The sequence below is a fragment of the Serratia sp. CC22-02 genome (assembly GCF_900182895.1).
GTDB lineage: Bacteria > Pseudomonadota > Gammaproteobacteria > Enterobacterales > Enterobacteriaceae > Serratia > Serratia nevei.
On the sequence record NZ_FXUD01000003.1, the window covers coordinates 49174 to 64147 of the forward strand.

The 14974-nt window shown below is 59.7% G+C and carries 17 protein-coding genes and 1 tRNA gene; 9 read left to right on the forward strand and 9 right to left on the reverse strand.

Annotation, left to right across the window (positions count from 1 at the left end; genetic code table 11):
• Positions 1-64 precede the first annotated feature (64 nt).
• The 6 genes from QOL81_RS12130 to aspA form a co-directional block, all read right to left on the reverse strand.
• Positions 65-140, reverse strand: a tRNA-Phe gene (locus tag QOL81_RS12130).
• A gap of 160 nt (positions 141-300) precedes the next feature.
• A complete protein-coding gene (dicD, locus tag QOL81_RS12135; RefSeq protein ID WP_060440930.1) occupies positions 301-876 on the reverse strand; it encodes a division control transcriptional repressor DicD in 576 nt (191 codons plus the stop codon).
• Between the two features lie 39 nt (positions 877-915).
• On the reverse strand, positions 916-2640 hold the full coding sequence (locus QOL81_RS12140; RefSeq protein WP_197786207.1) for a protein-disulfide reductase DsbD: 1725 nt from the start codon (positions 2638-2640) through the stop codon (positions 916-918).
• On the reverse strand, positions 2616-2939 hold the full coding sequence (gene cutA, locus QOL81_RS12145; protein WP_004929657.1) for a divalent cation tolerance protein CutA: 324 nt from the start codon (positions 2937-2939) through the stop codon (positions 2616-2618). The genes QOL81_RS12140 and cutA overlap by 25 nt, the downstream gene beginning before the upstream one ends.
• A 109-nt stretch (positions 2940-3048) precedes the next feature.
• Complete coding sequence (locus tag QOL81_RS12150) at positions 3049-4350, reverse strand: anaerobic C4-dicarboxylate transporter (protein ID WP_038879248.1); 1302 nt, start codon at positions 4348-4350, stop codon at positions 3049-3051.
• Positions 4351-4475: 125 nt separating this feature from the next.
• Positions 4476-5912 (reverse strand): aspartate ammonia-lyase, encoded by a 1437-nt coding sequence (gene aspA, locus QOL81_RS12155; RefSeq protein ID WP_004929659.1) that lies wholly within the window; start codon positions 5910-5912, stop codon positions 4476-4478.
• 369 nt (positions 5913-6281) lie between these two features.
• Between aspA and QOL81_RS12160 the strand changes: the two genes are divergently transcribed.
• The 5 genes from QOL81_RS12160 to QOL81_RS12180 all read left to right on the forward strand — a co-directional run bounded on the left by QOL81_RS12160 (position 6282) and on the right by QOL81_RS12180 (position 11318).
• On the forward strand, positions 6282-6770 hold the full coding sequence (locus tag QOL81_RS12160) for an FxsA family protein (protein WP_019453406.1): 489 nt from the start codon (positions 6282-6284) through the stop codon (positions 6768-6770).
• A gap of 189 nt (positions 6771-6959) precedes the next feature.
• The gene (locus QOL81_RS12165; RefSeq protein WP_004952634.1) at positions 6960-7253 is read left to right on the forward strand and encodes a co-chaperone GroES; all 294 of its coding nucleotides are present in this window, start codon (positions 6960-6962) and stop codon (positions 7251-7253) included.
• 44 nt (positions 7254-7297) lie between these two features.
• Complete coding sequence (gene groL / locus QOL81_RS12170) at positions 7298-8944, forward strand: chaperonin GroEL (protein ID WP_004929662.1); 1647 nt, start codon at positions 7298-7300, stop codon at positions 8942-8944.
• A gap of 225 nt (positions 8945-9169) precedes the next feature.
• Positions 9170-10795, forward strand: a complete 1626-nt coding sequence (locus QOL81_RS12175; protein WP_084826952.1) for a methyl-accepting chemotaxis protein — start codon at positions 9170-9172, stop codon at positions 10793-10795.
• Between the two features lie 178 nt (positions 10796-10973).
• Positions 10974-11318: a DUF4156 domain-containing protein gene (locus QOL81_RS12180; protein ID WP_025305007.1), complete on the forward strand. Its 345-nt coding sequence runs from the start codon at positions 10974-10976 to the stop codon at positions 11316-11318.
• A gap of 81 nt (positions 11319-11399) precedes the next feature.
• Here the strand turns inward: QOL81_RS12180 and epmB are convergent, their stop codons facing one another.
• Positions 11400-12428 carry an EF-P beta-lysylation protein EpmB gene (epmB, locus tag QOL81_RS12185; RefSeq protein ID WP_033636765.1) on the reverse strand — a complete coding sequence of 343 codons (1029 nt, stop codon included), beginning with the start codon at positions 12426-12428 and terminating at the stop codon, positions 11400-11402.
• 42 nt (positions 12429-12470) lie between these two features.
• Between epmB and efp the strand changes: the two genes are divergently transcribed.
• The 4 genes from efp to sugE all read left to right on the forward strand — a co-directional run bounded on the left by efp (position 12471) and on the right by sugE (position 14001).
• A complete protein-coding gene (efp, locus tag QOL81_RS12190; protein ID WP_004929666.1) occupies positions 12471-13037 on the forward strand; it encodes an elongation factor P in 567 nt (188 codons plus the stop codon).
• A 70-nt stretch (positions 13038-13107) separates the two neighbouring features.
• Complete coding sequence (locus tag QOL81_RS12195) at positions 13108-13239, forward strand: entericidin A/B family lipoprotein (RefSeq protein WP_049202118.1); 132 nt, start codon at positions 13108-13110, stop codon at positions 13237-13239.
• Positions 13240-13360: 121 nt separating this feature from the next.
• Positions 13361-13492 (forward strand): entericidin A/B family lipoprotein, encoded by a 132-nt coding sequence (locus tag QOL81_RS12200; RefSeq protein WP_033636766.1) that lies wholly within the window; start codon positions 13361-13363, stop codon positions 13490-13492.
• Positions 13493-13683: 191 nt separating this feature from the next.
• Positions 13684-14001 carry a quaternary ammonium compound efflux SMR transporter SugE gene (gene sugE, locus QOL81_RS12205; protein WP_004929669.1) on the forward strand — a complete coding sequence of 106 codons (318 nt, stop codon included), beginning with the start codon at positions 13684-13686 and terminating at the stop codon, positions 13999-14001.
• On the opposite strand, the gene blc is transcribed toward sugE, so the two are convergent.
• Positions 13995-14528 carry an outer membrane lipoprotein Blc gene (blc, locus tag QOL81_RS12210; RefSeq protein WP_038879243.1) on the reverse strand — a complete coding sequence of 178 codons (534 nt, stop codon included), beginning with the start codon at positions 14526-14528 and terminating at the stop codon, positions 13995-13997. The two genes, sugE and blc, sit on opposite strands and share 7 nt — an antisense overlap.
• A gap of 84 nt (positions 14529-14612) precedes the next feature.
• Positions 14613-14972 (reverse strand): fumarate reductase subunit FrdD, encoded by a 360-nt coding sequence (gene frdD / locus QOL81_RS12215; protein WP_004929672.1) that lies wholly within the window; start codon positions 14970-14972, stop codon positions 14613-14615.
• Between the last annotated feature and the right edge of the window lie 2 nt (positions 14973-14974).

Below are 14974 nucleotides of genomic sequence, written 5' to 3' on the forward strand. Positions count from 1 at the left end.
AGTTCGATGGAGAGTCCTGTCCCTGAAAAGCAAAAACCCAGCCATAGGCTGGGTTCTCTAAATATGGTGCCCGGACTCGGAATCGAACCAAGGACACGGGGATTTTCAATCCCCTGCTCTACCGACTGAGCTATCCGGGCAACGGGCAGCATTAAACCGTATTGGCCGATGGCCGTCAACGGCTTTATGCGTGAAAGACGTTAAAATGCCTCCGGTTGCTGGCTTTTCAGGCAAAGGGCGCAAAAAATGCGCCTGCTGTGGCTATCACCTTGGGTTGGCGGCGCCGTAAGCGCGGCTCGCTCAGCTCAGCGCCCCGTTGCGGCGGCACTGTGCCACCTGCAAGATGTCTTCCGCCAGCCGTTTGGCGACCGATACGTCCTGGAGCTGGCGTTTTATCAGCAGTTTGCTCAGGCAGCCTTCCTGAATCAATTCCATTTGCTGCGCCACCATGTCGGCATCGTCGGCGTCCATGTCGCGCAGCAGTTCGCGGGTCAGCTCCAGCGAGGTCAGCTTTTGCTGCTCCGCCAACTGATGGATCGGGTGATCCGTTTCCGGGAAGAAGCTGCAGGCAGCGATAAACAGGCAGCCGGGGTAACGGTCTTGCTGCACGTATTCCGCCAGCACGTCATAGCGCGCCAGCAACTTTTGCTGCGGGCTCAGGTTTTCGTCCAGCAGCAGCTGGCGGCGCCAGGTGTCGATCTGTTGGCCGTGGTAGCGCAGGCAGTCGTACAGCAGCGCTTCGCGATCCGGCCAGAACCGTTTGAGATCGCCGGGCTGAACGTCGAGTTTTTCCGCCAGCATCTCTAATGTGGCGGTCGCCAGGCCCTGTTGTTCCAACAGGCCCAGCGCGGTATCAAGGACGTGTTCACGTTGCACTTGTGCTTCCTCCTCTTCGGTTCAGAACCTCAGTGTTATTTATCGCATCACTTTCTGCAAATGCGTGTTGAAGGCTTCCGCCTTCATAAAACCGGTGACCCGCTGGGCCGTCAGCTCCTGGCCCGCCGGATCGAAGAACAGGATCGTCGGCAACCCCAGCACCTGCAGGTGCTTCAGCAGCGCCGCCTGTTCCGCACCGTTGGCAGTCACATCCGCCTGCAGCAGCACCGCGTTGGCCAGGCTCGCCTGCACCGCCGCATCGCTGAAGGTGTATTTCTCGAACTCTTTACAGGCTACGCACCAGTCGGCGTACAGGTCCAGCATCACCGGTTTGCCCCGCGCCTGCTGCAGCGCCAGATCTAACTGCTCGACGTTGTTGATACGGGTAAACGTCAGGTGCGGTTGAGCCGCCTGCTGCGCCTGATCGGCGCCGAAGGCCCAGTCCTGCAGCGGCCGCGCGGCGATCACCGCCGCCGCCAGCAGAAGCAGCTGCAGGGCGCGTGCCCAGCCGCGCGCGCTTCTCAGGCTCAGGGCGAAGGCCCAACCGAAGAACGCCAGGCCGAGCAGGCTCCACAGGCGCAGGCCCCACAGATCGCCGATCACCCGCTCCAGCAGGAACACCGGCAGCGCCAGAATGACGAAGCCGAAGGCCTCTTTCACGTACTGCATCCACGGGCCGCTGCGCGGCAGCAGGCGGTTGCCGAACAGGGTGACGATCACCAGCGGAATGCCCATTCCCAGTGCGTACAGGTACAGCGTGCCGCCGCCGGCCCACAGGTTACCGCTCTGGGCGATATACAGCAGGATGGCGCTGAGCGGCGCGGTGGTGCAGGGCGAGCAAATCAGCCCGGCCAGGGCGCCCATCAGGAACACGCCGGCCAGTGAGCCGCCGCGCTGGGTGTTGCTCCAGTTCGCCAGCCGGGTTTGCAGCGCCGAGGGCAGCTGCAGGGAATAGAGGCCGAACATCGACAGCGCCAGCGCGATAAACAGCACCGACAGGCCGATCAGCACGTAAGGGTGCTGCAGCGCCGCCTGGAACTGCAGGCCGGCGGCGGCCACCACCAGCCCCAGCAGGGTGTAGGTGAGCGCCATGCCTTGCACGTAAACCACCGCCAGCGCCAGAATGCGGCCGCTGCTTTGCGGCCGGTCGCGGCCGAGGATGATGCCGGAGATCAGCGGGTACATCGGCAGCACGCACGGGGTGAAGGCGATGCCGATACCGATCAGCAGCGCCCACAGCGGCGAGAACGGCAGGCTGGCCGGCGTAGCGGGCTGTTCGGTTGGTGCGGTGTCAACCGCCGGGAGCGGGGCGGCCGCGCCGGCGCTGACCGCGTCCAGCGGGATGATCCGGGTTTCCGGCGGATAGCAGAAGCCGGCCTCGGCGCAGCCCTGATAGGTGACGCTGAGGCTGGCGTTGGCCGCCGCCTGTTGCAGCGGCACCTGCAGATTCAGCTGTTGTTTGAAAATCGCCACTTCGCCGAAGAACTCGTCCTTGTGGCTCACCCCTTCGGGCAGGGTAAAGGCGCCGAGCGTCGCCTGCTGCGGCACCAGTTTGATCTGCTGGCGATACAGGTAGTAGCCGGGGCGGATCTGCCAGTTCAGCGTTACCTGGCTGCCTTGCTGTTTGAAATCGAAGGCGAAGGCCTGATCGACAGGCACGAACTGGCTGCCGCCCTTCGGCGCGAACAGCGAAGCCTGCGCCGCCTGCGGCAGGAAGAACAGGCTGCACAGCAGCAAAATCAGTTTAAGGAAGCGTTGATCCATAACAGGTAGTCTTTATCTCCGGCCATCACCGGCAGCACCAGCAGTTCGGGCGTCTGGTAAGGGTGATGTTGTTTCAGGGTGTCGAGCAGGGCCTGCTGACGGCGGCGATCGCTTTTGAACAGCATCTGCACTTCGTATTCCTGTTCCAGTTTCCCCTCCCAGTAATACAGCGAGGTAGCGCCGGGCAGCAGCGTGGCGCAGGCCGCCAGCTTATCGCCCAGGACCCGCGCCGCCAGTTCCTGGGCGCTGGCTTCATCGGGTGCGGTACAGAGTATGACGACAGCTTCGCAATCAGACATCTTCAGCCCTCTCATCGGTTCGAATGGGCACTATACCCTGAAGGCGGATTGGCTAGAAGGCGAGTTTATCGCCAGAAGGAAAACCGGGGCCGCAGCCCCGGTCGAGGCGTTACAGCATGATGCTGCCGAGCAGGAAGCCGAATACCACGGCGAAGATCACGCCCATGGTGCCGGGAATGAAGAACGGATGGTTGAACACGAAGCGGCCGATGCGCGTGGTGCCGGTATCGTCCATCTGCACCGCGGCGACCAGCGTTGGGTAGGTCGGCAGGATGAACAGGCCGGAGACGGCGGCGAAGGAGGCGACGGCGGTCAGCGGTGATACGTTCAGCGCCAGCGCCATCGGCATCAGCGCCTTGGCGGTAGCGGCCTGCGAGTACAGCAGCGCCGAGCAGAAGAAGAAGATCACCGCCAGCAGCCACGGGTGCGCCTGAATGACGCTGCCGGCCGTCTCTTTGATCCAGTCGATGTTGGCCTGCACGAAGGTATCGCCCAGCCAGGCGACGCCGAGGATACAAATACAGGCGCTCATGCCGGCCTTGAAGGTGCTGGAGTTCAGCACCATGTCGGTGTCGACGCGGCACAGCAGGGTGGTCAGCGTGGCGACGCTCAGCATGATGATCAGGATGGCGTTGGTGGTGTTCATCAGCGGCTTGGCCACCAGGCCCAGGCCCGGGCTGTTGATGATGGCGTAAGCCACCACGCACAGCACGCCCAGCAGGAACAGCAGCACCGAGGCTTTGGCGCGCGGTTTGATCGCCAGCGCGTTGTTGCCGCGCAGGGTGATCAGGCCTTCTTCCAGGCGTTTCAGGTACACCGGATCGTTAGACAGCTTGGAGTCGAACAGCCAGGTCACCAGCAGCGACATCACCAGCACGGCGCAGAAGGTGGACGGGATCACCACCATCAGCAGGTGCAGGTAGCTGACGCCGTGGCCTTCCATCACCGAAGACATGTACACCACCGCGGCGGAGATCGGCGAGGCGGTGATGGCGATCTGGGCGGACACCACGGCGGTGGACAGCGGCCGGCAAGGCTTGATGCCCTGTTCTTTCGCCACTTCGGCGATCACCGGCAGCGCCGAGAGCGAGATGTTGCCGGTGCCGGCGAAGATGGTCAGGAAGTAGGTGACGATAGGGGCGAGAATGGTGATGTGCTTGGGGTTCTTGCGCAGCAGCTTTTCGGTCTGCTGCACCAGATAGTCCATCCCCCCGGCGACCTGCATCGCGGAGATCGCCGCGATCACCGCCATGATGATGGAAATCACGTCGAAGGGAATGCTGCCCGGCTTGACGCCGATCAGCGCCAGGACCAGAACGCCCAATCCCCCCGCGAACCCGATACCGATACCGCCCAACCTGGCCCCTAAAAAGATGGCCAGCAGAACGATAACCAATTCCAAGGCTAGCATAGTGTTTACTCCTTAAAATGAGAGAAATTGAAAATCAAACGTTAAAATTTTGTGGGCGCCGGAAAGTAAAAAGGCACGCTATCCAGAGGATTTAGCGTGCCTTTCAGGGCTACCGGGTAGGTCTGTTATTGTTCATTTTCATCCGTATAGCGTTTGGCTTTATAGGCCGGGTGCATCAGGTTCTCCACGGAGAAGATGTCATCCAGCTCGGCTTCGGTCAGCAGGCCGCGTTCCAGCACCACTTCACGCACGCTCTTGCCGGTTTCGGCGCAGATCTTCCCGACGATGTCACCGTTATGGTGGCCGATGAACGGGTTCAGATAGGTGACGATACCGATCGAGTTGAAGACGTAGTGTTCGCAGACTTCTTTATTCGCGGTGATGCCGTTAATGCATTTTTCCAGCAGGTTGTAGCAGGCGTTGGTCAGGATGTGGATCGACTCGAACATCGCCTGGCCGATCACCGGCTCCATCACGTTCAACTGCAGCTGGCCCGCTTCGGCCGCCATGGTAACGCAAGTGTCGTTGCCAATCACCTTGAAACACACCTGATTGACCACTTCCGGCACGACCGGGTTCACTTTGGCCGGCATGATGGACGATCCCGCCTGCAGCTCAGGCAGGTTGATTTCGTTCAGGCCGGCGCGCGGGCCGGAGGAGAGCAGGCGCAGGTCGTTGCAGATTTTGGACAGTTTCACCGCCAGGCGTTTGAGCGCGCTGTGCACCATCACGTAGGCGCCGCAGTCGGAGGTGGCCTCGATCAGGTCTTCCGCCGGCACCACCGGCAGGCCGCTGACTTCCGCCAGTTTTTGCACCGCCAGCGGCTGATAGCCTTCCGGGGTGTTGAGTGCGGTGCCGATGGCGGTGGCGCCCAGGTTCACTTCCAGCAGCAGCTCCGCGGTGCGGTGCAGGTTGCGGGTCTCTTCGTTCAGCAGCACGCTGAAGGCGTGGAACTCCTGGCCGAGGGTCATCGGCACTGCGTCTTGCAGCTGGGTGCGGCCCATTTTCAGGATGGTTTCGAACTCTTTCGCCTTGCGGTCGAAGCCTTCACGCAGCTGGTTGATGGCATCGATCAGTTTCTGGTTGGAGGCGTACACCGCGATGCGGAACCCGGTCGGGTAGGCGTCGTTGGTGGACTGGCACTTATTGAGGTGATCGTTCGGGTTCAGGTACTGGTATTCGCCTTTTTGATGGCCCATCAGCTCCAGGCCGATGTTCGCCAGCACTTCGTTGGTGTTCATGTTCAGCGAGGTGCCTGCGCCGCCCTGGAACACGTCCACCGGGAACTGATCCATGCATTTGCCTTTATCCAGCACCTCGTCGCAGGCCTGGATGATCACGTCGGCGATTTTGCGCGGGATGGTTTTGAGTTCTTTGTTGGCCATCGCCGCGGCCTTTTTCACCATCACCATGCCGCGAACGAACTCGGGGACATCGCTGATTTTGCTGTTGCTGATGTAGAAGTTTTCAATCGCACGCAGAGTGTGAACTCCGTAGTAAGCGTCTGCGGGGACTTCACGTGTTCCTAACAGGTCTTCTTCGATACGAATGTTGTTTGACATGAGAACCTTCTCTATGTGTTGCTGCCGAATTAATAATTTGTCAGGTCAAGGCTAGTAAGGGCACAGCCTAAATTAATATTGCCGAAGGCTTGGGGCGTGAAACGATTAACCAAATCGCCCGTTGCTGCCCAGATCATATGCTGGTTGGTAAGAAATGACTGAATCCAGATCACCTTATGGTGTTTAAGGATATGCCCTTTTCCGGTTCTGTGACTTCTTTCACGTTTGTGAACTTTAGCAATAAAAACCGGCTCTCGGTTGAAATGGTGGGGTGATGCCCTCATTGTAATGGTGTCGGCCGTTTACGGCCTCTTTTTTCGCGCCGTCGCCCCGTGGCGGCCGCGCTTTACCTACCGATAGGAGAACCAGGTGCGCTGGTTACCGCTACTGCTGATATTTCTGCTGGCTTACATAGAAATATCCATCTTTATCAAAGTCGCCGCCGTGCTCGGCGTGGCTGTCACCCTGCTGCTGGTGGTGTTCAGCTCCTGTGTCGGCATCTCGCTGGTGCGCAATCAGGGCATGAAAACCTTCGTGCAGATGCAGCAAAAACTGGCGGCCGGCGAAAGCCCGGCGGCGGAAATGGTGAAAAGCGTTTCGCTGGTGCTGGCGGGCTTCCTGCTGCTGATTCCGGGCTTCTTTACCGACTTCCTCGGCCTGTTGCTGCTGCTGCCGCCGGTGCAAAAATCGTTGACGCTGAAGCTGATGCCGCACCTGTCGGTTTATCGCCCCGGCGGTTGGACGGGCGGCGACGCCGCCAACGGCAACACCTTCGACGGCGAATTTCAGCGCAAGGACGACGAACGCCCGGTGCTGGAACACCGCCCGGACGAGGAGCGCAAGCCTCACGATCGTTAAGCAAACGCGGCTCAGGCCGCGTTTTTCATCTCTGTAGCACCCGCGCGACCAAAAATGCGAAATTTTTTTCGCTAGCCCCCTTGAAGGGGGCTGGAACGCCCCCATCTCAAATCCCACGAGGCCGGTAATAACAACCATCCGGTGTACAACCCTAAATCTGATAGAGACCTTCTTACAGGAGAGCGTTCAATGAGTATTCGTCCATTGCATGACCGCGTTATCGTCAAGCGCAAAGAAGTTGAATCAAAATCTGCTGGCGGCATCGTCCTGACTGGCTCTGCGGCGGGTAAATCCACTCGCGGTGAAGTGGTTGCAGTGGGTAAAGGGCGTGTGCTGGAAAGCGGCAACATCCAACCGCTGGATGTGAAAGTTGGCGATATCGTGATTTTCAACGACGGCTACGGCGTGAAAGCAGAGAAGATCGACAATGAAGAAGTGTTGATCATGTCCGAAAGCGACATTCTGGCAATTGTTGAAGCGTAATTGCGCTTTATCTTCTGAACTGAACGAGTTGAAGGGAAATACCAATGGCAGCTAAAGACGTAAAATTCGGCAATGACGCTCGCGTGAAAATGCTCCGCGGCGTGAATGTTCTCGCTGATGCAGTAAAAGTGACTCTGGGCCCGAAAGGCCGCAACGTAGTGCTGGATAAATCTTTCGGCGCACCGACCATCACCAAAGACGGCGTTTCCGTTGCGCGTGAAATCGAACTGGAAGACAAGTTCGAGAACATGGGTGCACAGATGGTGAAAGAAGTGGCCTCCAAAGCGAACGACGCGGCGGGCGACGGCACCACCACGGCAACCGTGCTGGCGCAATCCATCATCACCGAAGGCCTGAAAGCGGTTGCTGCAGGCATGAACCCGATGGACCTGAAGCGCGGCATCGACAAAGCGGTTGTCGCTGCGGTTGAAGAACTGAAAAAACTGTCCGTACCTTGCTCCGATTCCAAAGCTATCGCTCAGGTAGGCACCATCTCCGCCAACTCCGACGAAACCGTGGGTAAACTGATCGCGGAAGCGATGGAGAAAGTGGGCAAAGAAGGCGTTATCACCGTTGAAGAAGGCACCGGCCTGCAAGACGAGCTGGACGTGGTTGAAGGTATGCAGTTCGACCGCGGTTACCTGTCCCCATACTTCATCAACAAGCCGGAAACCGGTTCTGTTGAGCTGGAAAGCCCGTTCATCCTGCTGGCTGACAAAAAGATCTCCAACATCCGCGAAATGCTGCCGGTGCTGGAAGCCGTTGCCAAAGCAGGCAAACCGCTGCTGATCATCGCTGAAGACGTAGAAGGCGAAGCGCTGGCGACCCTGGTGGTCAACACCATGCGCGGCATCGTGAAAGTGGCTGCCGTTAAGGCGCCTGGCTTCGGCGACCGCCGTAAAGCCATGCTGCAGGACATCGCGACCCTGACTGCCGGTACCGTTATCTCTGAAGAGATCGGTCTGGAGCTGGAAAAGGCCACCCTGGAAGACCTGGGCCAGGCAAAACGCGTTGTGATCAACAAAGACACTACCATCATCATCGATGGCGTGGGCGACGAAGCGACCATCCAGGGCCGCGTTGCTCAAATTCGTCAGCAGATCGAAGAAGCGACCTCTGACTACGATCGTGAAAAACTGCAGGAGCGCGTAGCGAAACTGGCCGGCGGCGTTGCCGTTATCAAGGTTGGCGCAGCCACTGAAGTTGAAATGAAAGAGAAGAAAGCCCGCGTTGAAGACGCCCTGCACGCGACCCGCGCTGCAGTGGAAGAAGGCGTGGTGGCCGGCGGTGGCGTAGCGCTGATCCGCGTTGCAGGCAAAATCGCCGCGCTGAAAGGCGACAACGAAGACCAGAACGTGGGTATCAAAGTTGCGCTGCGCGCAATGGAAGCCCCTCTGCGTCAGATCGTGGTCAACGCCGGTGAAGAAGCTTCCGTTATCGCCAACCAGGTGAAAGCGGGCGAAGGCAGCTACGGCTACAACGCTTACTCTGAAGAATACGGCGACATGATCGCGATGGGTATCCTGGATCCAACCAAAGTGACCCGTTCTGCTCTGCAGTACGCGGCTTCCGTGGCTGGCCTGATGATCACCACCGAATGCATGGTCACCGATCTGCCGAAGGCTGACGCACCGGATCTGGGCGCAGCAGGCGGCATGGGTGGCATGGGCGGTATGGGCGGCATGATGTAATCATCCCCCACACGCTTGTGTGCTGAGAACCCCGGTCAAACGACCGGGGTTTTTTTTATCTTAAAAATCAATAAAAAGAATGTTTATTTAGCTTGTTATTAGTTCACTGAATGAATTATTTCATTATTTTGCTTTTACCCTAAACCGTTGTCGTTTCGTACCGATATAGCCCCTACCAGGCGGGGAATTTTCCCTCGCCGGTGTGACTGTCAACGGAGACGACTTATGCTGAAAAATATGAAAATAGCCACCTGGCTGATGTTGATGCTGTTGCTGTTGGGCTTGATGCCCATGGGAACCGGCGCCATCGCCTTCTATTTCATGCAGCAAAACGGCAACAGCATCGGCAGGATGAGCACTTTCTCCGACGAGGAAGCCGCGCTGAACCGCAGTTGGCGTGCTTTGCTGCAAACGCAGACGCTGATCGACAACATGGCGTTCGAGCGCATGGCGCAGACGGACGCCGCCGATATCCGGCAGGGCATTATTGAGGCACGTAACGAGCTGCGCAGCGCTGACGTCGCGTTCAACCTGTTCTGGGAGACGCCGGGCCTGACGGTATCGCGCCCGGATCTGGGCGAGGCGATGAAAAAGGTCTACCTGGCGCAGCAGGCGGTGCTGAAGCAAGAGCTGACGCTGTTGGCCGACACGCCGCAGGTGGCGCTGATCGAGCGGCTGCACGCTATGGCGGCAGAGAAGCGCCAGGTGCGCCAGCGGCTGGATAGCCAGTTTGCCGACTACATGCGGGCCACGGTGGCCGCCCATCGTCTGGCGGTGGAAGAGGCGGAGCAGACCCAAAAAGTCTTTGCACGCCTGCTGAGCGGCACCCTGGCGGCGATCCTGCTGCTGCTGGTCGCCGTGCAACGTGATTTCCGCCGGCGCTTGATCCTGCCGCTGCGCCAGATCGCCGAACACTTGCAAAAGGTTGGGCGCGGCGATCTGCGCTGCGAGATCGCGGTACGCAACAACAATGAGATCGGCATGCTGTTTGCCAGCCTGCGAACGATGCAGCAGGAACTGAGCGCCACCGTGCAGCAGGTGCGTGACGGCGTGGAGTCGATCAACCACGGTACGCACGAGATCGCCGTCGGCAACGCCGATCTTTCCAGCCGCACGGAAGAACAGGCCAGCGCGCTGACGGAAACCGCCGCCAGCATGGAACAGATCACCGCGACGGTGCGGCAAAACGCCGATAACGCCAACCAGGCCGCCGGGATGGTCAATCAGACCGCCGGCATTGCCCGCAACGGCGAAACGCTGATGGCCAGCGCGGTCGACAAGATGCGGGCGATCAACGACAGCGCGCGTCAGGTGGGGGATATTACCAGCGTGATCGACGGCATCGCCTTCCAGACCAATATCCTGGCGCTGAACGCCGCCGTGGAGGCCGCGCGGGCCGGTGAACAGGGGCGGGGTTTTGCGGTGGTGGCCGGCGAGGTGCGCAATCTGGCGCAGCGCTGCGCGACTTCGGCCAAGGAAATCAGCAGCTTGGTCGACGGCGTGACCGGCGATATCGCCGCCGGCGTGCGCTTGGTGGAGCAGGCAGGCGAGACGATGAATGCCATCGTTGGCTCGGTGAACCAGGTGACGTCGCTGATGGATAACATCTCGTACGCGTCGGAAGAGCAAAGCAAGGGCGTCGAGCAGGTCGGGGTAGCGGTGACCCAGATGGATCAGGTGACCCAGCAGAACGCCGCGCTGGTGGAGGAGGTGGCGACCACCGCCGTCGGCGTGGAGGAGCAGGCGGCCCTGCTGGCGCAGGCGGTGGCGGTATTCCAACTGGCGGAGGGGGAACCGCACCAGGGCGACGTGGAGGCGCAGGCATCGGCGGCCGTTGCCGCTTGGGCCTAACGCCGCCGCACTGTATTTGATGATATTTTTGCCGCCCGGGGCGATTTAGCTGGTAAACTGGTAAGTCATCAGCTGTCGCTCAAGACGTTGGCCCGCTCGCGTGGCAACGGATGCTTAAGAGATGGCATCGCTTTCTGATAAGCTTTTGCGTAATTCTCAACATCGAATGGGGAACAAGATGCGGATTAAAGCCTTACTGGGTCTCTCGGCAGCGATGCTGCTGGCGGGTTGCAGCACCACTCATGAACTGACCGCTGCGGGTCAGCAGATCAAGTTCACCGACAGCAAGCCGGCGGCGGAATGCCAGCTGCTGGGGGAAGTGACCGGCACCCAGAGCAACTGGCTGTCCGGCAACGGCGGTGAAGGCAGCTCCATGCGCGGTGCGGCCAACGATCTGCGCAACAAGGCGGCGGCCATGGGCGGCAACGTAATCTACGGCGCCAACAGCCCGAGCCAGAATCTGCTCTCCAGCTTCGCACCGCTGGACAGCAAAATGGTCGGCCAGGTTTACAAGTGTCCGTAAGGCGCTGAGGCCGGAGCCGCAAAGAGATAAAAAAGAGGAATGCCACGGCATTCCTCTTTTCGTTGGGGGACTTGGCGCGCGTCACTCCTGCATCAGGCGCAGATCGATCGGCGTTTTGCTCGGTTCGCCGCCCACTTCGCGCGTCAGGCGCGGCACCAGATAGCCGGACACCTTGCTCAGCAGCGCTTGCATGATGGCGCGCGCTTCATCGTCGCTGACCATGAAGTGCGCCGCGCCCTGCACCTTGTCCAGCACGTGGATGTAGTAAGGCAGGATACCGGCGTCGAACAGCGCGTTGCTGAGCGCCGCCAGCGTGTCGGCATCGTCGTTGACGTCGCGCAGCAGCACGCTCTGGTTGAGCAGCGTGACGCCGGCGAGGCGCAGCTGCGCCATGGCGCTTTGCAGATCGCGGTCAATTTCGTTGGCGTGGTTGATGTGCGTGACCATCAGCACCTGCAGGCGTGAGGCCGACAGCAGGCGGCACAGCGCCGGCGTGATGCGCGCCGGGATCACCACCGGCAAACGGGTGTGGATGCGCAGGCGTTTCAGGTGCGGGATGGCCTCCAGTTCGCCAACCAGCCATTCCAGCTCGCTGTCTTTGGCCATCAGCGGATCGCCGCCGGAAAAAATGATCTCGTCCAGTTCCGGGTGTTGGCGGATATAATCCAGTGCCTGCCGCCAGTTGTTCTTATTGCCCTGATTATCCTGATAGGGGAAGTGGCGGCGGAAGCAGTAACGGCAGTTGACCGCACAGCCGCCCTTGACCAGCAGCAGTGCGCGATTGCGGTATTTGTGCAGCAGGCCCGGCACCACGCTGCGCTGCTCATCGAGCGGATCGGTGGTGAACCCTGGGGCGTTGATGAACTCCTCTCTGGCGGTCAGCACCTGGCGCAGCAGCGGGTCGTTGGCATCCCCGGGGCGCATGCGTGCGGCGAAGGCGCGCGGCACGCGCAGGGCGAACAGCCGGCGGGCATCGCGCCCCTGCGGCAGTTCCGGGTGCGTATTCAGTGACAAAAGCTGCAGTAATTCATCAGGATCGGTAATAACATCGGCGAGTTGATGCAACCAATCTTCTCTATGTGCCGTACTTTGGGTTATAATGTGTGCCATTTTTTTGGCTAAGCTACCAGTTCAAATATTCAGAGGGCCATCATGGCGACTTATTCTAGCAACGATTTCCGTCCGGGTCTTAAAATCATGTTCGAGGGCGAACCTTACGCCGTCGAAGCCAGTGAGTTCGTTAAGCCGGGCAAAGGCCAGGCGTTTGCACGCGTGAAAATGCGTCGTCTGCTGACCGGCACCCGCGTGGAAAAAACCTTCAAGTCTACCGATTCTTGCGAAGGCGCAGACGTGATGGACACCAACATGAACTACCTGTACAGCGACGGTGAGTTCTACCACTTCATGCACCCTGAGTCTTTCGAACAGCATCAGGTTGACGGCAAAACCGTAGGCGATGCGGCCAAATGGCTGCAGGACAACGCAGAGTGCATCATCACCCTGTGGGATGGCCGTCCAATCGCCGTTCAGCCGCCGAACTTCATCGAAGCGGAAATCACCGATACCGATCCGGGCCTGAAAGGCGATACCGCAGGGACTGGCGGCAAGCCGGCTACCCTGAGCACCGGCGCCGTGGTTAAAGTGCCGTTGTTCGTCCAGATCGGCGAAGTGATCAAAGTTGACACTCGCTCTGGCGAATACGTTTCTCGCGTTAAATAAGTTTCAAAACAGAGGAACCCCCGCGGTTCCTCTGTTTTATCCCATCCCCGTTCGTTGGCAGAAAACCCGCATGTTCAAGAAAACGTTGTTGGCCGTGCTCTCCCTGTTGTTCCTTTTCTCCCTTAGCGGTTGCAATACGTTTCGCGGTTTCGGCGAAGACGTTCAGCATCTCGGCGGCGCCATCTCCCGCACGGCCGGCTGATCCCGCCCTTTAACCCGATGTATTTGCGCCACAAAGCCGGTGGCGATCCCACTCTCTGCGCCAATTTTGACTAAGCTTAGAAAGCCGTACTTTTTCATCAACGACAAATAAGGACTTTCTTATGCTGAAGAAAAGTATTATCGCGATCTTCTCTTTGATGATTTTGACCTCGTTGACCGCCTGTAACACCACCCGCGGCGTGGGTGAGGACATACAGGCCGGCGGCAAGGCCATTCAGCGCAGCGCGGAATAATCCGTTCTCCACCCGGCGGCGTTCCGCGCGCGGAGGGCCGCCGCATTCCTCCTCTTGCCTGAGCGTTAACGCTGCTGCTATCCTGCCGCAGTGCGGGTGAGGTTACCCGCCGTTCATCACCCCGCTGAACGGGACGACCCGTTTACGCGTCATTATATCGGGGACGACCCCAGTGGTAGGGAGGCCGTCTCATGGCCTGGATTATTCTGCTTATCGCCGGTTTGCTCGAAGTGGTTTGGGCTATCGGTCTGAAATACACCCACGGTTTTACCCGGCTGACGCCGAGCATCATCACCATCGCCGCGATGGTGGTCAGCATGTTGCTGTTGGCCAACGCCATGAAAACGCTGCCCGCCGGCACCGCCTATGCGGTGTGGACCGGCATCGGCGCGGTGGGCGCGGCCATCATGGGCATGGTGCTGTTGGGCGAGTCGACCAATATCGCGCGTATCATCAGCCTGTGCCTGATCGTGGTCGGCATCCTGGGGCTGAAGTTCAGCAGTCACTGATCGGCGGACTGTTGCACCCAGATCAGCGCATCGGTGGCGAAACCGTAGCCCTTGGCCGTCTGTAATAAGCTGTCGCGTACGCCGGCGTCAAGCGTCGGGGTGCGCGACAGGATCCACAGATAGTCGCGGTTTGGGCCGCAAACCAGCGCGTAGCGGTAGTCCGGGTCCAGGGCAATCACGTTATAGCCGCCGTAGAAGGGGCCGAAGAACGACACTTTCAGCGCCGCGACCTGCGGTGAGCCGATAAAGTAGGCTTTGCCTTCGCTTTCTTGCCATTGCTGTTTCTGCGGATTGAAGCCGCGATTGATGACTTTCAGCCCGCCGTCGGCGCGTGGGCTGTAGTGGGCGGTCACCTGCTGCAAACCGCGTTCAAAACGATGATCCAGACGCGCGATTTCGTACCAGGTGCCGAGATAGCGCTGACTGTCGAAAGGGGTCACGACCTTGATGTCTTTGGGCGGGGAGACGCTGCAAGCGACGGAGAGCAGGGCAGAAAGCATGACGCTAAGCTTTGACCATAAACGCATCGGTGACTCCTGTTTACCGGGGGCGAGTAGACAGTGTAGCCGATGAGAAAAGGGCGGCCAACGGGCGTTGGCCGCCTGAGCGGTTTACAGGGTGACGACGCCGATAACGGTGACCACGCTGAGGATCGCCGCCAGACCGTAGAACACCCATTTGCCGGCCGGTACGTGGATCTTCAGATCGTGCATCGCATGGTGGATGCGGTGCAGGCCGCACCACAGCGGCAGAATGATCATCAGCAGCAGGAACAGGCGGCCGATCAGGCTCTGGCAGAACGCCAGCACGCGCTCGTAACCCAGTGCTTCACCGGGGAACAGCCCCAATGGCAGCAGAATGCCGACCAGCAGCACGATGGCCGGTGCGACGATCGCGCCCCACATGCCGCCGGCGCCGAACAATCCCCAGAAAACCGGCTCGTCGGAGCGTTTAGGTGCTTGATTTATCATGT